This window comes from Limimaricola pyoseonensis, assembly GCF_900102015.1.
Classification (GTDB): Bacteria; Pseudomonadota; Alphaproteobacteria; order Rhodobacterales; family Rhodobacteraceae; genus Limimaricola; species Limimaricola pyoseonensis.
The window spans coordinates 766,481-786,999 of the sequence record NZ_FNAT01000001.1; the positions used below are offsets into that span (position 1 = coordinate 766,481).

The following is a 20,519-nucleotide window of genomic DNA, read 5'->3' on the forward strand; positions in this document are numbered from 1 at the left end:
CCTGAGTCAGCCCCAATCCGCCGCGCCGCGCCCCCGCATATTTGTTCATTTTGGATGAAAAGATATCCACAATGAACAAAGTCGCGATACTCCCCCGCCCGCGATTTGGACAGCCTACAGGGAGCCCGCCATGAGCGATGCCAGAAAATCCAGATCGGACACAGGCAAGACACCCAGGATGATGAGCCCGGCCGCGCATAGTTTCGAGAACGCCCAGGACAGGATCGGCGTCGTCGCCGGCGCGCCCCGCTTCGCGACGGCCGAGCTCGAATCCGTGGTCGCCTTCCTCGACGAGCTGAGCCTCGAGATCGAAGGCGCGATCGAGCCGACCGCGCCCAACCCCTACCTGAACATGTCCCTGTACCTGCTGCGCAGCCACGCCGAGGGGCGGGTGGTGACCGCGTCCTCGATGGTGTCGGCGGCGCGCGTGCCCTATGCCACCGCGACCCGCAAGCTCGCCGAGATGCAGAAGGCCGGCCTGATCGTCCAGCGGCCCCGGTCCAAGACCGGCAAGAGCTTCTCGCTGCACCCGAGCGACGCGCTGATCGAGACCTGGACCCATCTCGCCGACCGCATCCGGCGGCTGGCCGCCTCGAAATTCGCGGCCGATGCGTCGGGTTCGGGGTCCTCCGACTACTACTTCGGCGACTCCTACCAGCCCGGACAGTCGCTCATCCGTCCGCCGCGGGTGCTGGCGAGCCCGCTCAAGCTGGCCGGGGGGCTGCGCATCTTGGTGCATGGCGATCCCACCTTCATGGTGATGGACAACCTCAAGCGCCAGTTCGAACAGCTTGTCGGTACCAAGATCAGCCAGCGCGCCTTCTCGATCGACCGCCTCCGCGACGAGGCGCTGCGCAACGCCGCGCGCCCGAACAGCCAATACGACCTGATCGCCGTCGACCTGCCCTGGGTGGGCGAATTCGTCGAGAAGGGCGTGCTGCGGCCGCTCGGGTCCGCGCTCGATGTCGAGCGCCTCGATCCCAGCGATTTCCATACCGCGGGCTGGCGCGCGGCGCATTGGAACGGCGTGCCCTACGGCGTCCCGAGCCAGACGACGCCCGAGCTGATGTTCTACCGCAAGGACTGGTTCGCCGAGGCCGGGCTGGAGCCGCCGAACACCACCGACGCGGTGCTCCGCGCCGCCGCCGCGCTGCATGACCCGGCCCGCGGCCGCCACGGCGTCGCCTGGAACGCGGCGCGGGGAACGGCGCTCGGCCATACCTTCATGATGACCTGCGCCGATTTCGGCCAGCCGATCGTCAAGCTGCCGGCCATCGCCGGGGGTTTCGATGCCGGCAATCTGGGCCGCGGCGACATCGAGGCGACGATCGACACGCCGAGGGCGCTCGAGGCCGCCGAATACCTCATGGCGCTGCTCGAATTCTCGCCGCCCGACATCCTGTCGATGTCCTGGTACGAGCGGATGCGCCCCTACGCCGCCGGCAAGGTCGCCATGGCCTACGGCTACACCTTGCTGGCGCCCTATTTCGAACTGGACCCGAGTTCGCCCGCCTACGAAAACACCGGCTACCTGCCCCACCCCGCCGGCCCGCGCGGCAGCCCGGTCGCCCCGGTCGGGGGCTACGTGCTCGGCATCCCGGCCAACCTCGCCGAGGAGCGCATCCCCGACGCGGCCGAGGCCCTGATCGCCTTCACGTCGCCGGAGGCACAGAAGCTCTACGTGCAGAACGGCAGCCGCACCGTGCCGCGCTACTCGGTCGGGAGCGATCCGGAAGTGCGCCGGCTGTCGCCCGTCTTCGAGGCGGTGGAGGAGATGGCTTGGCGCGACGAACTCCAGTTCTGGCCGCGCCCGCCGATCCCGCAGATCTCGGACATCATCCAGATCTGCGGCCACGAATTCCACGACATGCTGCGTGGACTGACGACACCGCGCAACGCCCTGGCGCGGGCCCAGGCCCGGGCCGAGGACGCGCTGAGACAGCCGATCACCTAGGGAGGAAACCATGGACCCCAATCGCCTCAGAGGGAAGAACATCGTCATCACCGGCGCGGCCCAGGGCATGGGCGCGGCGAACGCGGAGTATTTCGCGGCCCAGGGCGCGAATGTCTGCCTCGGTGACATCAATGTCGATGGGGTCGGCGAAGTCGCCAGGCGGATCAACGCGGCCGGGAACGGCAAGGCGATCTCGCTGGGCATGAACGTCACCAAGCGGGCCGATCACGCGGCCGCGGTCGATGCCTGCGCCGAGGAGTTCGGCTCGATCAACGTCATGCTCAACAATGCCGGCATCAACAAGCCGCGCATGTTCCTCGACATCGACGAGGACAACTGGGACCAGATCATGGACATCAACGCCAAGGGCATGCTGTTCGGCATGCAGGAGGCGGCGAAGAAGATGATCGCGCAGGGTCCGATGGAGGATCACCCCTACAAGATCATCAATGTCGGCTCGATCGTGTCGCGCACCGCCTTTCTCGACGTGATCCCCTATTCCTGCTCGAAATACTGCGCCCTCGCCATGATCATCGGCGGCGCCAAGGCGCTGTGGGAGCACAAGATCACGGTGAACGGCTACGGCCCCGGCGTGGTCAAGACCGAGCTTTGGGAGCAGCTCGACAAGGATCTCGTGGAGATCGGCATGTTCGAGGAGGAGGGCCAGTCGATGGACCACCTCGCCAAGACCATGATCCTGATGAAGCAGCTCAGCACGCCCGACGACGTCAAGGGCACGGCCGCCTTCCTCTGCTCGGACGAGTCCGACTACATGACCGGCCAGCTCATCATGATCGACGGCGGCATGATCATGCAGTGATCCCGCCGGCGGCCCGGCGCCGCCCGACGACAGCAACAAGCCCAACGACATTCACTGGTGCGTGCCCCCCGCGCACCCAGCAGGAAAGCTTTGTCCCATGTCCCGCGCCCTCACACCCAACGTCCTGTCCCCAGCCGATCTCGAGCCGAACTGGCGCTGGGAAGGACGCCTGCCCGCCTGGGGCCACACCAACACCGATTTCGAGCGCCGCATCGATCACGACCGCCTGCGCCGCTACCGGCTCAGCCGCACGCGCCAAGCGCTGAAGGCCTCCGATTGCGGCACGCTGCTGCTCTTCGACGTGAACAACATCCGCTACGTCTCGGCCACCAAGATCGGCGAGTGGGAGCGCGACAAGATGTGCCGCTTCTGCCTGCTGACCGGCGACGATGCGCCCTATGTGTGGGATTTCGGCTCGGCCGCGGTGCACCACAAGAAGTATTCCGACTGGCTGGTCCCCGACCACTGCCGCGCCGGCGTGGTCGGGATGCGGGGCACCATCCCGCCCAGCTTCGGCCTGATGAAGAAATACGCCGAGGAGATCGCCGGGCTGATCGAGGATGCCGGCATGAAGGGCATGCCGGTCGGCGTCGACTACGCCGAGACCGCGATGTTCCACGCGCTGAAGGAAGCCGGTCTCAACGTCGTCGACGGCCAGCAGATCATGCTCTCGGCGCGCGAGATCAAGAACTGGGACGAGATCCAGCTGCTGACGCAGGCCGCCAGCATGGTCGATGGCGTCTACCACATGATCTACGAGGAGCTGAAGCCGGGGGTGCGCGAGAACGACATCGTCGCGCTGTCCAACAAGATGCTCTACGAGATGGGCTCGGACGACGTCGAGGCGATCAACGCGATCTCGGGCGAGCGCTGCAACCCGCATCCGCACAACTTCACCGACCGTTATTTCCGGCCCGGCGACCAGGCCTTCTTCGACATCCTGCAAAGCTACCAGGGCTACCGCACCTGCTATTACAGGACCTTCAACATCGGCCGCTCCACGCCGTCGCAGCGCGACGCCTACGTGAAGGCCCGCGAATGGATCGACGCCTCGATCCAGGCGATCAGGCCGGGCGTCACCACCGACCAGGTGGCCAAGCTCTGGCCCAAGGCCGAGGAGTTCGGCTTTCCCGACGAGCTGTCGGCCTTCGGGCTGCAGTTCGGCCACGGCCTCGGCCTCGCGCTGCACGAGCGGCCGATCATCAGCCGCGCCGTCAGCCTCGACAACCCGATGGAGATCCAGACCGGCATGGTCTTCGCGCTCGAGACCTACTGCCCGGCCTCTGACGGCTACTCGGCCGCCCGCATCGAGGAGGAGGTCGTGGTCACCGACACCGGCTGCGAGGTCATCAGCCTGTTCCCGGCCGAGGAGCTGCCGATCGCGAACCGCTACTGACACCCTGCCCGCCCCGGCCGGCGCGCCGGGGCCCCACCCCATCCGCGGAGACATCCATGGCAGACAAGGCAAAGACCAACACCGAGGACTACCTGCGCATGTTTTCGCAGATGGTCCGGATCCGCAGCTTCGAGGACAACGCCAACCAGCTCTACCTGTCGGCCAAGATGCCGGGGCTGACCCACATGTATTCCGGCGAGGAGGCCGTCGCCGTCGGGATCTGCGAGGCCCTGAAGACGACCGACAAGATCACCTCGACCCATCGCGGCCACGGCCACTGCGTCGCCAAGGGCGCCGAGTTCAAACAGATGTTCTGCGAGCTTCTGGGAAAGGAAGAGGGCTACTGCCGCGGCAAGGGCGGCTCGATGCACATCGCCGACCAGTCTAACGGCAATCTCGGGGCCAACGCGATCGTCGGCGGCTCGATGGGGATCGCGACCGGCGCGGCCCTGACCGCGAAGCTGCAGGGGCGCGACGACGTCACCGTCTGCTTCTTCGGCGACGGCGCCACCGCGCAGGGCCTGATGTACGAGGTGATGAACATGGCCGCGCTCTGGCGGCTGCCGGTCATCTATGCCTGCGAGAACAACGGCTACTCGGAATACACCAAGACCGAGGAGATCGCCGCCGGGTCGATCACCGCTCGCGCCGAAGCCTTCGGCATCGAGGCGTTCCAGGTCGACGGCCAGGACGTGCTCGCCGTCAACAAGCTGGCGACCGAGCTGGTCGGGCGCTGCCGCGGGGGCGAGGGTCCGTTCTTCGTGGAGCTCATGACCTATCGCTACCACGGGCACCACGTCGGCGACATCAACCGCGAATACTATCGGGCCAAGGAGGAGGAGACGCTCTGGAAGACCGAGCGCGACCCGATCCTGCGGTTCCGCGGCTGGCTGGTCGACCAGGGCATCGCGAGCGAGCAAGACCTCGAGGCGCTGCAGGCCGAGATCAAGGAAGATGCCGAGAATGCGGTGAAATACGCGCTCGAGGCGAAGTACCCCGACACGTCCGAAGTCGACATGCATGTCTACGCGGCCTGAGGAGACGATCATGCGAGAGATCACATTGTCCAAGGCCGTGAACGAGGCCATCGCCGAGGAGATGCGGCGCGACGAGACCGTGTTCGTGATCGGCGAGGACGTCGCCGAGGCCGGCACCCCCTTCAAGGTCCTCTCGGGCCTCGTCGAGGAGTTCGGCACCGCCCGCGTCATCGACACGCCGATCGCCGAGCCGGGCTTCATGGGCATCGCCGTCGGTGCGGCGATGACCGGCTCGCGCCCGATCGTCGACCTGATGTTCGGCGACTTCATCTTCCTGATCATGGATCAGCTCTGCAACCAGGCCGCCAAGACGCACTACATGTCCGGCGGCAAGCTCAACGTGCCTCTGGTGCTGCGCACCAATCTCGGCGCCACGCGGCGATCGGCGGCGCAGCACAGCCAGTCCCTGCAGGCCCTCGTCGCCCATATCCCGGGCCTCAAGGTTGCGATGCCCTCGTCGGCCTACGAGGCCAAGGGCCTGATGAAGACCGCGATCCGCGACAACAACCCGGTCGTCATCTTCGAGGACAAGCTGATGTACCAGGACAAGGCGCCGGTTCCCGAGGAGGACTACCTCATCCCCTTCGGCGTCGCGAATGTGAAGCGCGAGGGGTCCGACATCACGTTGATCGGCACCTCGTCGATGGTGCAGGTGGCCGAGGCCGCCGCCGAGATCCTCGCGCGGGAGGGCATCAGCGCCGAGGTGATCGACCCGCGCACCATCGTGCCGCTCGACGAGGCGGCGCTGGTCGCGTCGGTCAGGAAGACCTCGCGGGCCATCGTGATCGACGAGGGCCACCAGAGCTACGGCGTGACGAGCGAGATCGCGAGCCGGCTCAACGAGCAGGCCTTCTACCATCTGGACGCCCCCGTGCTGCGGATGGGCGCGATGGACGTGCCGGTGCCGTTCAGCCCGGCGCTCGAGGACCTCACCGTGCCGACGCCCGAGGCCGTCGCGGTGCAGGCCCGCCGGCTTTGCGCCGGGGAGATGATCCATGCCGCGTGAGGTGATCATGCCGGCGCTCGGGATGGCCCAGGATTCCGGGGTCATCGTGACCTGGCTGAAATCTCCGGGCGACACGGTGGCCGAAGGCGATGCCCTGTTCGAGGTGGAGACCGACAAGGCGACGATGGAGGTCGAGGCGCAGGCCGCGGGCTTCCTGACCCGCGTGACCGCCGCCGCCGGGGACGACGTGCCGGTCGGCAAGGTGATCGCGCTGATCTCCGACACGGCCGACGCGCCCGCCCCGGCGGACGGAGAGGCCGACGCTGCCCCCGCGGAGGAGGCCGCGCCAGCCGAGCTGCCGCAGGGCCACGACGTCATCATGCCGGCGCTCGGCATGGCGCAGGATACCGGCCTTCTGGTCGGCTGGTTGAAGCCCCCGGGCGATGTCGTCGCCGCAGACGACGTCCTGTTCGAGGTCGAGACCGACAAGAGCACGATGGAGGTGCCGGCCGGTCACGACGGCTATGTCGCGGCCCTTCTGGCCGAGGCCGGCGAAGAGGTGCCCGTCGGACAGGCCGTGGCGATCATCAGCCCGGAGAAGCCCGACGCGCCGGTCCGGCGCAGGGCGGACGCGAAGGCCGACGCGAAGGCGAACGCGAAGGCCGATGCGAAACCGGTCGCTCCGGAGACCGAGCCGGCCAGGCCCGCAAGTGCGGCGCAGCCTCGGGCCCGCCCTGCCCCGGCCCCGCAGCCGGCACGCGCGGCCGGCCGCATCCTCGCATCCCCGAAGGCGCGACGCCTCGCGCTCGAACAGGGGCTGGACCTTGAGAGGCTGGTCTCGGCCGGGCATCCCCAGCCCTTCCATGTGCGGGATCTGGAGGCGCTCCGGGTCATGGGCAGGGAGCAGCCCTCGCCCACGGTGTCGCCCGTCGCCCGGCCGCTCAGGCTCACCGCCGAGACCGGCGGCGACGGCCTCGCCGCCTTCATGGAATGGGCCGCCGCCGCGGGCGACCTCGACGAACATGCCCTGCTGGCGGGGTTCGCGGCCGCGAGCCTGAGGTCGGACGACGCCGAGATCGTCGTCGCGGTGGACGCCTTCGGTGCCTCGCGGCACTACCGCGACCCCGACAGGCCAAGGCTCGGCGCCAGCGCGGCCGAAGCGGCCGACGGCGTCCCGCATCTGCGCCTGCGCGACCTGCGGCGGGCCCGCGTGACGTCGGTGTCCATGGGGGCCGAGGACGCGCCGGTGGTCACGATCACCGGAACCGGGCCGGGCCTGCGGCTCACGCTCGAATGCGCCGCCGACCAGCTTTCGGCCGACCGGGCGCTCGCCCTCCTCACAGACCTTGCGGGACGGATCGAAGAGCCCCTCCGCCACCTGCTCTGACCGGGAAGACAGACCAATGGAACACACCGATCTCTACATCAACGGCACCTGGCGCGCCGGCGCGGCGCAGGAGCGGTTCGACGTCATCAACCCGGCCACCGAAGAGGTACTGGCCTCGGTCGCCTCGGCCGAGATCGCCGACGCGGACGCCGCTCTCGACGCGGCCGAGGCCGCGATGGCGGACTGGGCGGCGCGCACCCCGCGCGAACGCTCCGAGGTGCTGCGCCGGGCCTGGGAGCTGATGACCGCGAGGCTCGAGGATTTCGCCCGGCTGATCACCCTGGAGAACGGCAAGGCCCGCGGCGACGCCATGGGCGAGGCGACCTACGCCGCGGAGTTCTTCCGCTGGTTCGCCGAGGAGGCGGTCCGCGCCGACGGCATGATCACCCGCGCCCCGTCCTCCGGCGCGCGGATCATGGTGCAGCACATGCCCGCCGGGCTCGCCGTGCTGGTGACACCGTGGAACTACCCGGCCGCGATGGGCACCCGCAAGATCGCCCCTGCCCTCGCCGCGGGCTGCGGCGTCATCATCAAGCCCGCCTCCGAGACCCCGCTGACCATGCTGGCGCTGATGCCGCTTCTGGAGGAGGCCGGCGTGCCGGCCGGGCTAGTCAACGTCCTTCCCTCGAAGCGCACCGGCGCGCTCGTCGACCACATGCTGCATGATCCAAGGGTCCGGGTCGTCAGCTTCACCGGCTCGACCGGCGTCGGCCGCAAGCTGCTGCACTCGGCCGCCGACCAGGTCCTGAAGCCGGCGATGGAGCTCGGCGGCAACGCGCCGCTGATCGTGTTCGAGGACGCCGACATCGAGCAGGCGGTGGAGGGCACCATGCTGGCCAAGATGCGCAATCTCGGCGAGGCCTGCACCGCCGCGAACCGGATCTACGTCCATCGGGACATCGCCGAGGACTACACGCGCCGGCTGGCCGAGGCGATGAGCCGGCTGAAGCTGGGCGACGGCAGCGACCCTTCGGTCGATGTCGGGCCGCTCGTGAACGCCGGCACCCGCGACAAGGTCGCCGCCTTCGTCGAGGACGCGGTGGCCCGCGGCGCCAGGATCGAGCTGGGCGGCAAGGCGCCCGAGGGGCGCGGATACTTCTACCCGCCCACCGTCCTGTCGAACGTGTCCGAGGACTCCGAATGCGTCCATGACGAGATCTTCGGCCCGGTGGCGGCGATCCAGACCTTCAGCGATCAGGACGACGTCGTCCGGCGCGCGAACGACACGGAATACGGGCTCGTGGCCTATGTCTTCAGCGCGGACATGCAGCGCGCGCTGCAGGTCTGCGAGCGCCTCGATTACGGCATGGTCGGCCTGAACCGCGGCCTCGTCAGCGACCCGGCGGCGCCGTTCGGCGGCACCAAGCAGTCCGGTCTCGGGCGCGAAGGCGGCCATGAGGGCATGCTCGAATTCATGGAAACCCAGTACATCTCGGCCAGCTGGTAAGGGGGCACTCATGTCGGACATCATCGCCAGCCCCTCGGTGCGCAAGGCGGCGCTCGAGAAGGGGATCGACCTCGAGCGGCATGCGCAGGCCCTCGGCCGCAGGACGATCGCCATGGAGGATCTCGACGCCAGACCCACCAAGGGGGCGGCTCCGGCGGACACCTCCTACTGGGAGGTCGATCACGCGCAGTACGGCCCCGTGACCGAGGAGCCGATGAGCCGCTTCGCGCAAGTGTCCGCGCGCAACCTCGCCGCCGCGCAGAGCCTGATCCCGCTGGTGACGCATCACGACCGCGCGGACGTCTCGCGGATCGAGAGCTTCCGCGCCTCGCTGAAGGACGAAGCCCGCGCCCGCGGCGTCAAGCTCACGGCTCTGGCCTTCCACGTGAAGGCGCTGGCGCGCTGCCTGCGCGATTTCCCGCGGTTCAACGCTTCGCTGTCGGCTGACGGGGCCACGCTCATTCTCAAGGACTACGTCCATATCGGCATCGCCGTCGACACTGCGCACGGGCTCGCGGTGCCGGTGATCCGCGATGCCGACCGCAAGGGCGTCTGGCAGATCGCGTCCGAGATCTCGGATCTCGCGGCGCGGGCCCAGGCGCGCAAGCTGCGCCCCGACGAGATGGGCGGCGCCTCCATGACCATCACCAATCTCGGCGGGCTCGGCGGGACGGCGTTCACGCCGATCGTCAACCCGCCCGAGCTGGCGATCCTCGGGATCACCCGGACCCAGACCGAAACCGTCTGGAACGGCGACACGCCGCGCCCGGTGCCGATGCTGCCGCTGGACCTTAGCTATGACCACCGGGTCATCAACGGCGCCGATGCCGCACGCTTCGTGACGCGGTTGGCGGCCCTCATCGCCGACCCCCGCAACATGTTGATCTGACGGCTGAATCTGATGCGTTGCTAAGGACTTGGTTGTCGGAGCCGCATCGTGCGGCTACGCGAACAAGCTGGCGCAGGTGCTGTCGAGCGAGCTGGAGGCGGGCTGCGTCGGTCACGAGACCGGCCACATCACTGTTCGGGGCGATGCCAAGACGGGCTTGCGGTCGAGCTTCAGGGCAAGCTGGCGTCGATGCTTTGTGCCACGGACAGCAAAAACGCCGCGCGCCATGAGGCTGCGGCGCGGACGCTGAAGTCGGTTGCGGGAGGAGGATATCTCCAAGATCGTACCGCCGGTGAAATTGCCTCGAGGTTTGATCCTCAAAGGGGACGGCGTACTCGCATACTGAATTCCGCAATCGGCATGCCTTGTCCGTGCAGCACCTCGATCTGCCGCAGCTTCAGCACAATGTCCTCGGGCTTCTCGCGCTTTCCATCCATCGCTTCGCCCTCCCGACGAAACAAATCTATCTTGGCAGGCCGAGCACTTCAGTGGGGGCAGACCACGAAGACGCAGTCGACCTCGACGAGCAAGGGCGCGGGCCCATCGGTCACACCAAGGTCGATGACCGATGGGGGCCGCGATTTTTAATGGACCCGGAGCTAAAACCAGCCTTCCAGGCGCGGTCGAAGCGTGAAGCCGTCCTGCAACCCGATCCAGGTTCAAAGTGTCATTGATGCTGCTCCAGGCTACGCGCCTGCGCGTTGCCCCTGCGCAGCTCCGGGAGCTGCCGAACCACCACCGGCGCGATCAAGGCCGCCCCGATCAGCGTGGCCACGAGGTCGGGCGCCACGAGCAGTATGGCCGCCACCGCCAGCAGCGCGCGCTCGTAGCCGCGCATCGGCGCGAACAGCCAGTTCGCGAAGGCCGCCGACAGCATCCAGATGCCCGCCATCGCACCCAGCGTCGCGAGAAAGAACTCGGACCAGCTGAAGCCTTCGACCACCAGCAGCAGCGAAGGCGAGAACACGAAGACGAAGGGAACCAGCGCCTTGCCCATGCCGAGACGGAAGGCGGTGTTGCCGGCCTTGAAGGCGTTGGCATCGGCGATCCCCGCTGCCGCATAGGCGGCCAGCGCCACCGGCGGCGTGATGTCGGCGAGCACGCCGTAATAGAACACGAAGAAATGCGCGACGATGGGCTGCACGCCCAGCAGGCTCAGGATCGGCGCGGCCACCGCGATCATGATCAGGTAGTTCGCCGTGGTCGGGATGCCGCAGCCCATCAGCACGCAGACGAGCGCGGTCAGGATCAGCGTGAACAGCAGCGTCCAGCCGGGCACGTCCATGATCTCGAAAGGAAGGAAGGACAGGAAGGCGAAGACGTCTTCGGCCCACTCCCCGGCCACGCTGGTCACCATGTAGGCAATCTTGAAGCCCACGCCGGTCAGCGTCACCACGCCGATGATCACGCCCACCAGCGCCGCGGCGGCGGTGACCGACAGCGAGTATTTCGCGCCCACCACGAAGCCGTCCCAGGTCTCCCGCGCGCTCTCGACAAGAGCAGTTTTCGGGCCGTGACGCAGCAGGTTCTGGATCACCAGCACCAGCAGGCAGGCCGCGATGCCGTAGAACGCGGCAAGATAGGGCGTGTAGCCCGACAGCAGGATGGTCACGAGCACGAAGAGCGGCAGGGTGGTCAGCCAGCCGGCCTTGAACACGGTCCAGGCCACGGGAAGCTCGTCCTTCGTGAGACCGCGCAGGCCGCGGCGGCGGGCCTCGAGATGCACCTGCACCAGCACGCCGAAGAAATGCATGAAGGCCGGCACCAGCGCGGCGGTGAGGATCGTCGTCAAGGGCACGCCGAGATACTCGATCATCAGGAAGGCCACCGCGCCCATCACCGGCGGCGTGATCTGCCCGCCGGTCGAGGAGGCCGCCTCGACCGCGGCCGCGAAATGGCGCGGGTAGCCGATGCGGATCATCGCCGGGATGGTCAGCGAGCCGGTGGTCACGGTGTTGGCGATCGATGAGCCCGAGATCGAGCCGAGCATGGCCGAGGAGATCACCGAAACCTTGGCCGGCCCGCCCGCGAAGCGGCCCGCGAGCGCGGAGGCCAGGTCGATGAACAGCTGCCCCAGGCCGATCCGCGTCGCCAGCACCCCGAACAACACGAAGTGGAACACGTAGGTCGAGATCACGCCGAGCGCGGTCCCGTAGATCCCCTGGCTGGTCAGGTAGAGATGGTTGACGATGTTTTCCCAATCCGCGCCGGGATGCTGCAGCACCCCCGGCATGGATTGGCCGAACCGGGCATAGGCGATGAAGAGCAGCGCGATCACCGGCAGCGGCCAGCCCATGGCGCGGCGGGTGGCCTCGAGCAGCACCGCGATCAGCACCGTACCCATCACCACGTCGATCACGAGCGGATCGCCCACCCGGAACGCCAAGTCGTCGAAGATCCACGGCACGTAGAGTGCCGCGACCGCGCCCGAGATCGCAAGGATCCAGTCGACAAGCGGCAGACCCAGCGGCTTGAGAGGTCCGCCAGCCGGGGCGGTGGCCCGCCCCCAGGCCACGAAGGAGAGGAAGACCAGTGCCAGCGTGAAGGCCAGATGCGTGCCGCGATGCAGCGTCGCGGGCGGAATGCCGTAGCCGGCGGTGTAGAAGTGATAGCATGACAGCGCGAATAGCGCGGCGGCGGTGAGCCAGCCGAGCGCCGGCGGCAGCGGGCGGAAGCGGACCTCGGGGTCGTAGCGCTCCTCGAGCGCCTTCATCTGGGCGTCGGTCAGGCCCTCCTGCCGGTCATGGGTCTGGGTCATGGAAGGCTCCAAAAATCCTGTGCGGGCTGCAGGTGACGGGACCGACGGCGCGTTCAGGCCGGGGTCAGCCCCTCGACCGGCGGCGGCGGCACCGGCCGGGTCACCTGCTCGGGCCTGCGGCGCTCGTAGAAGGCGTTGCCACCGGTGGTGACGGTGTAGTGCATGTTGTCGTATCCGGCGCGGTAGCTCGCGGCGTGGAAGAACTCGGCGCCGCCCACCAGCGGATGGCGCTCGCCGCGCAGCACCGCCGCCGCGGCCTCGCGCACCAGCGGCGCGTCCCGCATCTCGTTGCGCATCACACCGGACGCGAACTGGTTCGGCTGGGAAACGACACCGCAAACCGTGTCGGGGAAGGCGGGCGAGGCCACGCGGTTCATCACAACGCTGCCCACCGCGACCAGGCCGTCGCGGCTGGAGCGGAAGGATTCGAAATACATCGCCCGCTCCATGCATTCCTGCGCCGAGGCACGGCGATCGGGGCGCAAGCCACAGCCCCCCAGCGCCAACGCCGCGGCCAGCAGGAGAAGAAGGGCGGGCGGCATGCAACGCCGCCCGCCCGGCAATGCCGGGATCACGCTCACTCGGCGCTCATGCCCGAGATGTCCATGCCCTGCTCCTCGTAGAAGCGGGCCGCGCCGGGATGCAGCGGAATGCCGATGCCGTCGAGCGCCGTCTCGACGGTGATCTCGCGGCCCTTCTGGTGCCCGGAATCCAGCAGCTTGCGGGTGTTGTCGTTCCACAGCGCGGCGGTGATGTCGTAGATCAGCTGATCGGGCTGGTCGGCCGAGGTGATCCACTGCGCGCCGACCGACAGGGTGGTGACATCCTCGGCCACGCCCTCGTAGGTGCCCGCCGGCACGACATCCTCGGCGAAGAAGGTGTATTCGCCGGTGATCTCCGCGGCCTGCTCGCCATCGATCGGCACCAGCACGATGTCGTCCTGGCTCGCCAGCTCGGCGATCGCCCCGGCCGGGAAGCCGCCCACGAAGAAGAACGCGTCCATCGCGCCGTCGCGCATCCGCTCGGCGGCCTGGTCGGGCTTGAGGAACTGCGCGTCGACGTCGTCCTCGGACAGGCCGTAGGCCTCGAGGATGATGCGCGCGTCGACCAGCGTACCCGAGCCCGGCTCGTCGAGCGAAACGGTCTTGCCGGCGAGATCGTCGACGCTGTCGATGCCGCTGTCGGCGGAGGCCACGAGATGGATCGTCTCTGGGTAGAGATTGGCGATCGCGCGCAGCGTCTCGACCGGCTCGCGGTCGGCCCAGATGCCGGTGCCGGTCTGTGCCCAGGTCGCGACGTCCGATTGCGAGAAGCCCGACTCCAGCGCCCCGCCGGAAATGGCGTTGACGTTGGCGACCGAGCCATTGGCCGACAGCGCCGAGGCGATCAGCCCGGGCACGCCGCAGGAGCCGCCCTCCTCGCAGGGCCGCGAGCCCGGCGGGTTGGAGATCGCATTCGCGATCAGGCCGCCGATCGGGTAGTACGTCCCGGCGGTTCCGCCGGTGCCGATGCGGAAGAAGGACGGCGCCTGCGCGGCCGCCAGTCCGGCCGCGCCGATCGCCGCCACGCCGAGAATGGCCGTAAGGGTCCGGTTCATGAGATGCTCCCTGCGATTGTGTTGTGACCGCAATTCAGACCAGATGGCCGGCCCGATCTCAATCACCAACATCGCTTTCTGCAATCGAAAATTCTTCCCCTCCGACTCTCCGTTGGCGTGAGGAGCATCCGCCTTCCCCCCGGCCTCACCCTGTTCCTGATTCAGGCGCGATATGATCCTGCAAGCTGGTTCGAGTTGCGCCGCGATGGCGCGGGGGGGTTGAGCACGAGGCCCCGCCGAAGGCCGAGTGACAGGCCGTCAACAATCTACGGTGATGGCGAGGCAGTCGCGGTAGAGCAGCACCGCCTCGTCCTCGGCGATCTCGACATCCGCGAAACGCAACGGCGTGCCCTTGGCCACCGCGCGGCGCAGCGTGATCCCCTGTGCCAGCCCGATCGGCAGTACGTCGTCACGCGCCGCCCGCGCCGCCGGCATCACCCGGCCCCAGACGGTGTAGCCGCCCTCCCCGTCGAGCCGGTCGCCGGGGCCGAGGTCGCGTTTGGCAATGGCGGCGACGGTCGCGTGGAAGCCCTGCGGCGCGCCGGTGGCCTCGCCCCTGAGCGCCGCCGACAGCACCGACGTCGCGAGCTCCAGACCGATCATGTGAAACGGGCGGTACATCGCGGCATAGCGCCCGGTGGCGTCGGTCAGCAGGCCGTATTGACGGAAGCAGGCGGCGGCGTAGTCGCTCAGCGCCTCGATCACCACATAGACGCCCCAGCGCAGGTCGCGGAACACCGGCCGTCCATCGCGTTCGAGGCTGGAGACCACCTCGACCATGCCGGGCCTGTCCAGCAGGCCGCCGATCTCGCGCGGCCGCAGCACCCGGGCGAGGTCGTCGGCGCCGCAGGGCGGGAAGGCCAGCCCGTCATCGGGTACCGAAAGGCCGGTGGCGTTGGCGATCGCCGCCGCCTCGATCGCGCTCTTGGTGCCGTCGAGAAAGGAATTGAACATCTGCGGGTTCATGCCCGCTTTCGTCGCCTCGGCCTCCGTCAGCCCGTAATGCTCCCAGACCGCGTCGGGCGTCACCTCGTGGTAGCCGGGAAGGTATTTCGTCCCCTTGCCCGCCGCGACCACGCGAAACCCGTTCGAGCGCGCCCAGTCGACCATTTCGCAGACCAGTGCCGGCTGGTCGCCGAAGGCCATCGAGTAGACGACGCCCGCCTCGGCGGCGCGGCGCGCCAGTACGGGCCCGGCCAGCACGTCGGCCTCGACGTTGACCATCACCACGTGCCGCCCCGCCGCGATCGCGGCCTGCGCGTGGCGGATGCCCGCGCGGGGGTGGCCGGTGGCCTCGATCACCACCTCGACCCCATCCATGGCGGCGAGTTCGGCCCCGTCGGCGACGAAGCGGGTGGCCGCGATCCGCGCCTCGCTCCAGCCCACTCCGCGGCAGGCGGCGCGGGCGCGCTCGGGGTCCAGATCGGCGATTGCCCCGACCTCCAGCCCCTCGACGTGCGGCACCTGCGCCAGGAACATCGAGCCGAACTTGCCCGCGCCGATCAGGCCAGCGGTAACGGGCCGCCCATCGGCCGCGCGCACCGCACAGAGCTTCGCCAGATTCATGGATGTCTTCCCCTTCTGCCTGCACGCAGTGAAGGCAATAATCCGAGCAAGGTCCATGCGCTTTCCCGGTTGCACAACCTTGCAGTCGTACTGTGTGCATGCGCGCAAGCACGGTGGTTCGCGCAAGCGGGTTTGGCGCAAGGTCCATCTGGCCATGGGCGAGGCGACCCTGGAGGTGCGTGCTGTCGAGATCACCGGCAGCGGCGTGGGCGATGCGCCTGTCTTGCCAGATCTGCTCGCCCAGATCCCAGAGGGCGGAGCGATCGCCTCGATCACGGCTTACGGCGCCTACGACACTCGCGGCTGCCGGGACACCATCGCGAACCGGGGCGCGGACGCGGTCATACCGCCCAGGCGCAACGCCAAGCCGTCGAAGACGGATAGCCCCGGAGCGGCAGACAGGCACGAGGCTTTGCGCGCCAACAAGCACCTCGGCAGGACTACTTGGCGGCTTTGGACCGGTTATTACTTCCGAAGCCGCGCCGAGACCAAGGTGAACGGCATGAAGCTGCTCGGCCGGAAACCGATGGCTCGAAACTTCGATCGCCGGACCGCCGAGCTTCAGATCCGCATCGCGATCTCAAACCGCTTCGCCGCACTCGGCATTCCCGTCACGGAACCTGTCATCTGAGCCGCTCGGGGTGAGGGAAAGCTCAGCCTTCAGGCGTTCCGTGCAACAGAGCCCCCCAGCGCCTTCGCGGCTGAACTCGGACCAGCCCGAAAGGTCGCATGGCCCTTGGACCAGGAACGGGGTGCAGCAGGAGCCCGATGGAGTTCTCCTCAGACCCGGACCAAAAGCAGAAGATACGGCCGGCCGCAGTCGGCCAGCCGTACCTGCACCAAGCAACCACTCCGCCCAACCTCCTTGCGTTGTGGAACGGGCGAGACGCAAATCGTTGACAATGGCTACAACGATCCTCGAATGCGCGGTTTCGCGCATCCCCCATATGGAGGTTGTGCGCCACCGAATCCGGGTGCGGTGGCCATCTCGATGGAAGGACGAGCCGGTCAGGGGGTCGATCTCACCCGTTCGAGGGAGGCGCGCCTGTCGAATATAGTGTCACGCTCGGGCCAGGACTGACCGAGGAGTAGACCATGTCGAGAATCTCGATCCTGCCCTTGCTGGGGCTCCTGGCGCTCGGCGCCTGCGACACGAACACCGGCAACACCACTCTGGGAACGCTTGGCGTGCCCGAGGGCCAGCCGCTCGCCGCCGCGCAGATCCGCGCGCTGGTGCAGGGGGGACCCTACGACGTGCGCATCTACGACGGCGAGTTCGCCGGCACGGTCGGGCGCAGCACCTGGGACTTCGAGGCGATGCGGCTGACCGGCAGCTACCGCACGGCCGACGGCGAGACCGGGAGCTACGACATGCCTGTCAGCATCGAGGGCAACCAGCTTTGCGCCGGCGAGGATGACTGGAAGCAGTGCCACCTGGTCTACCCCTATGAGGGCGGGTTCATGGAGGTGACACCATCCGGCGGGCTGCACGCGACCTCGGTGCCGCTCTAGCGCCGGCGAGATCCAGCCTCTCCGGGCGGTGCGCCGCGCGTGCCGCCTCGCCTCCTGCGTCCTGTTCCGCCGGGCCGCAGAGGTCACCGGTGCCGGCTTCGGCGCCCTGCACGCCCTCGCGTTGATCGGAAACGTCACTTGCCTTACCCTGAGTAAGGATCGGGGGTGGTGTCGTGCGTGTGTTCGATCCCGAGGCAGTGACAAGCGATCTGCGCGGACTCGCCCTGGCCGCGCTGCTCGGCGAGACCCGATGGGAGGACTTCCTCGACCGACTGCGCCTGGTGCTGCCCAACGGTGCGGCGACGCTCTTCTACCACGACAGCGCGACCGACCGGGGCGCGTTCTCCCTGGCGGCGGGGCTGAGCGACGAGGCTCTCAGTGCCTATTCGAGCCGCTACAGTGCGCTCAATCCGTGGATGGCCGCCGCGACCCGGCGGCCGATCGGCCTAGCCACCCCGGACAGCGCCATGTTCTGCCGCCAGGCCCTGCAGCGCACCGAGTTCTACAACGACTATCTCCGGCCCAATCACCTGCAGGGAGCCGTCGGCATCACGATCGACCGCCGGGAAAGCTGCAACTTCTTCCTCAGCGTGCTCGGGGACACGCCGGAGACCGCGGAGCATCGCGAGATCCTCGCGATCCTGCGCAGCCTCGTGCCGGACCTGCGGCGCGCTTTCGAGTTCCATCGGCGGGTGCCGCTGCTGGCGGACGGGCCGGACGTGGAGGGTGCGGCGCTCCCGGGGGCCCTCGCGCTGGGCCCCCGGCGGCGGCTGCACGGCGCGAGCGGACTGGCGAGGACCGAGCTCGAGCGCGGCCGGGCCCTCTCGGTGAGCTGCGCGGGCCGGGTGGAGTTCAGGGATCGGCGCATCGCCGATCATGCCGATCTCTGCCTCGCATGGCTGTGCAGCCGGCAGGCCGCCCCTGCCCCGCGGGTGTTCCTCACCGCGAGACCGCCCGGCCTGCCGCTCAAGGTGACGGTGATGGCCCGGCCCTGGGCGGACGGGGCGCAGTACTTCCGGGGCCCCGAATGCGTGATCCTCGTCGAGCCGGGTGCGAGGCCCGCGGCCAACCTCGCCGAGGTGGCGCATCACTACGGCCTAACGCCGGCCGAGCTTCGCCTGGCCACGGGCCTGCTCGCCGGCCTGTCGCTGAGCGAAATCGCGGCCGATGCAGGCGTGACGGTCGAAACTGCCCGCAGTCACCTGCGCGCGCTCTTCGCCAAGACCGAGACCCACCGGCAGCCCGATCTCGTGCGCCTGCTCATGGCCCTGGCCTGCTGAGACCGACTGGCAGCGACCGACCCGGCAGACGCTCATTCGGACCCGCAGCAGCTCCAACGAGCCCGTGCTCGCCCGGTGCGTCACGCCGGGCGGTCCTGTGCCGAGCAGAGATCGGCGATTACTCCGACGTCCGCCGCGACGCACCATTTCGCAGCCCATCGGCGACAACCCATCGCCCGACGAGGCGGCCTTCGATGTCCTGCCTCCCCCATATGGGGGACGCGCGCGTACGGCAGCGGCGTAAGCTGTGTGAGACCTGCTTCGGAGGCTCCCATGACGCAGCAGCTTTCGTTGACGGCCCCCGCCGCCCCGGTGGACTGGAGCGATTACGCCGAGGCTTACGACCTGCTCCTCGACTACAACCCGGCCTACCGGGCGCTGCTCTCGCGGTTCGAGACCTTTCTCGAAGGGGTCGACCTCGACGGGGCCGCGTGCCTCGACGCCGGCGCCGGGACCGGCAACTTCGCCTCGCGCCTGCCGCTGAGCCGCATCGAACGCCTGGCGCTCGTGGATCCGAATTCCGGCATGATGCGCAGGGCCCGCGCCAAGCTGCCATCGTCGGTCGCCGAATTCCACGAGACCGGCTTCGAGACCTACCGGGACGAGGCCGGAACCTTCGACCTGGTGATTTGCACCAACGCGCTCTTCGCGATGCCGGATCCGCCGACGCGGCTGGCGCAGATGCATGAGCTGCTGCGGCCTGAAGGGCGCCTGTTTCTCGTCGACCTTGGGCGACGGGTCAGCGTGTGGGATTGGAGCCTCTACCTCGGCACGCACATGATCCTGCAGGCGGGACCGATGGAAGGCCTGAAGGTACTCCGGCGCTCTCGTCCGATCCGCCGGCAGAACGGCCGCATTCGGCAGGGCCAGACCGAGGGCACCTACTGGACCCACACGCTCGATGAGCTGGCGCAACACGTCGCAGCGGCCGGGTTCGAGGTGACGGGGCGCGAGACGGTCTACCGGGGCTACTGCGATCTCGTCACCGGGAAAAACGCACCATGACCGAACGTGCCCTTCGCTTCCTGCGCGTGGAGGACGACCAACTGCTTCGGTCCGTGCTGGACGTGCGCTTCTCGGTCGATCGGGAAGCCAAACGACGCACCGGCAGGGTCGAGGATCCACACGACTTCAGCGCCAACGTCGTGCATGTCGCCGCGCTGCTTCGCAGGCAAGTCGTGGGCGGGCTGCGGGGTCACATCTGCCGCGGCCCCGACGCGATCAGCCCAACCGCGGAGATCTTCGAGGAGGAGGTCGAATGGCTGTTGCACTGCGTCTCGGCCATGGACCATTCGCGCCTGTTCTGTGCCCAACTCGACCGGGAGCTGAGCCGGAAGGTTCGGCTTGGCCTGGTGGTCCACGCGCTGGCATGCGGCCGGGAACGCGGGCTTGATGCGGTCATCGCCGCCGTCAGGTCCGGCAGCATCTCCCCCTACCGACAGGAACTTGGCTTTCGTCCAATCGCCAAGCGCAGATCTTTGCGCTTCCCGAGGGACAGGCCTCAGGTCCTGATGTTTGGCAGCACGGCGAGATGTGCTGAGCTGTCCCACCTGAGTGCTCTAGGTTGATTGTCAGTGCATGGTCGGCCTCCGGTCGACGGTGACCTGAGACCCTGTTCCTCCTCCAGTTTGAGGTAGAGTCCGTTCAACTTTGGAGACGGACATGAAGCGATCGCGTTTCACAGAAGAACAGATCATCGGAATGCTGAAAGAGCAGGAAGCTGGGCTGTCGACGGCCGAGGTGTGCCGCAAGCACGGCGTCAGCCAGGCCACTTTCTACAAATACAAGGCGCGCTTCGGCGGGCTGGAGGTGTCGGACGCGCGCCGTCTGCGGGCGCTCGAGGACGAGAACGCCAAGCTCAAGAAGCTGCTGGCCGAGCAGATGCTGGACAACGCCATCCTGCGGGATGTCGCGGCAAAAAAATGGTAGC

The 20,519-nt window shown here is 68.2% G+C and carries 16 protein-coding genes and 2 pseudogenes; 14 read left to right on the forward strand and 4 right to left on the reverse strand.

All coding sequences use genetic code 11. The features are described from left to right. Nucleotides 1-181 precede the first annotated feature (181 nt). The 8 genes from BLT43_RS03660 to BLT43_RS03695 all read left to right on the forward strand — a co-directional run bounded on the left by BLT43_RS03660 (nt 182) and on the right by BLT43_RS03695 (nt 9,876). Nucleotides 182-1,954, forward strand: a complete 1,773-nt coding sequence (locus tag BLT43_RS03660) for an ABC transporter substrate-binding protein (protein ID WP_242652209.1) — start codon at nt 182-184, stop codon at nt 1,952-1,954. 10 nt (nt 1,955-1,964) lie between these two features. After that, nucleotides 1,965-2,774 (forward strand): SDR family NAD(P)-dependent oxidoreductase, encoded by an 810-nt coding sequence (locus BLT43_RS03665; protein ID WP_090110138.1) that lies wholly within the window; start codon nt 1,965-1,967, stop codon nt 2,772-2,774. Between the two features lie 97 nt (nt 2,775-2,871). Beyond that, the gene (locus tag BLT43_RS03670) at nt 2,872-4,170 is read left to right on the forward strand and encodes a M24 family metallopeptidase (protein WP_090110141.1); all 1,299 of its coding nucleotides are present in this window, start codon (nt 2,872-2,874) and stop codon (nt 4,168-4,170) included. A gap of 56 nt (nt 4,171-4,226) precedes the next feature. Continuing rightward, nucleotides 4,227-5,207 (forward strand): thiamine pyrophosphate-dependent dehydrogenase E1 component subunit alpha, encoded by a 981-nt coding sequence (locus BLT43_RS03675; RefSeq protein WP_090110143.1) that lies wholly within the window; start codon nt 4,227-4,229, stop codon nt 5,205-5,207. A gap of 10 nt (nt 5,208-5,217) precedes the next feature. After that, nucleotides 5,218-6,213, forward strand: a complete 996-nt coding sequence (locus tag BLT43_RS03680; protein ID WP_090110145.1) for an alpha-ketoacid dehydrogenase subunit beta — start codon at nt 5,218-5,220, stop codon at nt 6,211-6,213. Continuing rightward, nucleotides 6,203-7,540 (forward strand): biotin/lipoyl-containing protein, encoded by a 1,338-nt coding sequence (locus tag BLT43_RS03685; protein ID WP_090110147.1) that lies wholly within the window; start codon nt 6,203-6,205, stop codon nt 7,538-7,540. The genes BLT43_RS03680 and BLT43_RS03685 overlap by 11 nt, the downstream gene beginning before the upstream one ends. Before the next feature lie 16 nt (nt 7,541-7,556). After that, nucleotides 7,557-8,987, forward strand: a complete 1,431-nt coding sequence (locus BLT43_RS03690; protein ID WP_090110149.1) for an NAD-dependent succinate-semialdehyde dehydrogenase — start codon at nt 7,557-7,559, stop codon at nt 8,985-8,987. A 10-nt stretch (nt 8,988-8,997) separates the two neighbouring features. After that, nucleotides 8,998-9,876 (forward strand): 2-oxo acid dehydrogenase subunit E2, encoded by an 879-nt coding sequence (locus BLT43_RS03695; RefSeq protein ID WP_090110151.1) that lies wholly within the window; start codon nt 8,998-9,000, stop codon nt 9,874-9,876. Nucleotides 9,877-10,543: 667 nt separating this feature from the next. Here the strand turns inward: BLT43_RS03695 and BLT43_RS03700 are convergent. From BLT43_RS03700 to BLT43_RS03715, 4 genes are all read right to left on the reverse strand, one after another. Next, nucleotides 10,544-12,634 (reverse strand): TRAP transporter permease, encoded by a 2,091-nt coding sequence (locus BLT43_RS03700; RefSeq protein ID WP_090110152.1) that lies wholly within the window; start codon nt 12,632-12,634, stop codon nt 10,544-10,546. Between the two features lie 53 nt (nt 12,635-12,687). Beyond that, the gene (locus BLT43_RS03705; protein ID WP_090110154.1) at nt 12,688-13,176 is read right to left on the reverse strand and encodes a cell wall hydrolase; all 489 of its coding nucleotides are present in this window, start codon (nt 13,174-13,176) and stop codon (nt 12,688-12,690) included. A 35-nt stretch (nt 13,177-13,211) separates the two neighbouring features. After that, a complete protein-coding gene (locus BLT43_RS03710) occupies nt 13,212-14,231 on the reverse strand; it encodes a TAXI family TRAP transporter solute-binding subunit (RefSeq protein WP_090110156.1) in 1,020 nt (339 codons plus the stop codon). A 258-nt stretch (nt 14,232-14,489) separates the two neighbouring features. After that, on the reverse strand, nt 14,490-15,797 hold the full coding sequence (locus tag BLT43_RS03715) for an NAD(P)H-dependent oxidoreductase (protein WP_090110158.1): 1,308 nt from the start codon (nt 15,795-15,797) through the stop codon (nt 14,490-14,492). A 97-nt stretch (nt 15,798-15,894) separates the two neighbouring features. Here BLT43_RS03715 and BLT43_RS03720 point away from each other — a divergent pair. The 6 genes and pseudogenes from BLT43_RS03720 to BLT43_RS03745 all read left to right on the forward strand — a co-directional run. Continuing rightward, nucleotides 15,895-16,428: pseudogene (locus BLT43_RS03720) on the forward strand (IS5 family transposase); the annotation flags it as partial. Between the two features lie 464 nt (nt 16,429-16,892). Then, nucleotides 16,893-17,309 (forward strand): hypothetical protein, encoded by a 417-nt coding sequence (locus BLT43_RS03725; RefSeq protein WP_090110162.1) that lies wholly within the window; start codon nt 16,893-16,895, stop codon nt 17,307-17,309. A gap of 173 nt (nt 17,310-17,482) precedes the next feature. Then, nucleotides 17,483-18,589, forward strand: a complete 1,107-nt coding sequence (locus BLT43_RS03730) for a helix-turn-helix transcriptional regulator (protein WP_131802619.1) — start codon at nt 17,483-17,485, stop codon at nt 18,587-18,589. Between the two features lie 273 nt (nt 18,590-18,862). Further along, a complete protein-coding gene (locus tag BLT43_RS03735; RefSeq protein WP_090110166.1) occupies nt 18,863-19,594 on the forward strand; it encodes a class I SAM-dependent methyltransferase in 732 nt (243 codons plus the stop codon). Further along, nucleotides 19,591-20,157 carry an N-acyl amino acid synthase FeeM domain-containing protein gene (locus BLT43_RS03740; protein WP_090110168.1) on the forward strand — a complete coding sequence of 189 codons (567 nt, stop codon included), beginning with the start codon at nt 19,591-19,593 and terminating at the stop codon, nt 20,155-20,157. The genes BLT43_RS03735 and BLT43_RS03740 overlap by 4 nt, the downstream gene beginning before the upstream one ends. 94 nt (nt 20,158-20,251) lie before the next feature. Continuing rightward, nucleotides 20,252-20,512: pseudogene (locus BLT43_RS03745) on the forward strand (transposase); the annotation flags it as partial. Nucleotides 20,513-20,519: the final 7 nt, after the last annotated feature.

Excerpts from the sequence above, each read along its gene's own strand:
- BLT43_RS03700 (WP_090110152.1), bottom strand. The coding sequence starts at position 12,634 with ATGACCCAGACCCATGACCGGCAGGAGGGCCTGACCGACGCCCAGATG.
- BLT43_RS03735 (WP_090110166.1), top strand. The coding sequence starts at position 18,863 with ATGACGCAGCAGCTTTCGTTGACGGCCCCCGCCGCCCCGGTGGACTGG.
- BLT43_RS03665 (WP_090110138.1), top strand. The coding sequence starts at position 1,965 with ATGGACCCCAATCGCCTCAGAGGGAAGAACATCGTCATCACCGGCGCG.
- BLT43_RS03715 (WP_090110158.1), bottom strand. The coding sequence starts at position 15,797 with ATGAATCTGGCGAAGCTCTGTGCGGTGCGCGCGGCCGATGGGCGGCCC.
- BLT43_RS03680 (WP_090110145.1), top strand. The coding sequence starts at position 5,218 with ATGCGAGAGATCACATTGTCCAAGGCCGTGAACGAGGCCATCGCCGAG.
- BLT43_RS03725 (WP_090110162.1), top strand. The coding sequence starts at position 16,893 with ATGTCGAGAATCTCGATCCTGCCCTTGCTGGGGCTCCTGGCGCTCGGC.
- BLT43_RS03705 (WP_090110154.1), bottom strand. The coding sequence starts at position 13,176 with ATGCCGCCCGCCCTTCTTCTCCTGCTGGCCGCGGCGTTGGCGCTGGGG.
- BLT43_RS03685 (WP_090110147.1), top strand. The coding sequence starts at position 6,203 with ATGCCGCGTGAGGTGATCATGCCGGCGCTCGGGATGGCCCAGGATTCC.
- BLT43_RS03675 (WP_090110143.1), top strand. The coding sequence starts at position 4,227 with ATGGCAGACAAGGCAAAGACCAACACCGAGGACTACCTGCGCATGTTT.
- BLT43_RS03690 (WP_090110149.1), top strand. The coding sequence starts at position 7,557 with ATGGAACACACCGATCTCTACATCAACGGCACCTGGCGCGCCGGCGCG.
- BLT43_RS03740 (WP_090110168.1), top strand. The coding sequence starts at position 19,591 with ATGACCGAACGTGCCCTTCGCTTCCTGCGCGTGGAGGACGACCAACTG.
- BLT43_RS03670 (WP_090110141.1), top strand. The coding sequence starts at position 2,872 with ATGTCCCGCGCCCTCACACCCAACGTCCTGTCCCCAGCCGATCTCGAG.
- BLT43_RS03695 (WP_090110151.1), top strand. The coding sequence starts at position 8,998 with ATGTCGGACATCATCGCCAGCCCCTCGGTGCGCAAGGCGGCGCTCGAG.
- BLT43_RS03660 (WP_242652209.1), top strand. The coding sequence starts at position 182 with ATGAGCCCGGCCGCGCATAGTTTCGAGAACGCCCAGGACAGGATCGGC.
- BLT43_RS03710 (WP_090110156.1), bottom strand. The coding sequence starts at position 14,231 with ATGAACCGGACCCTTACGGCCATTCTCGGCGTGGCGGCGATCGGCGCG.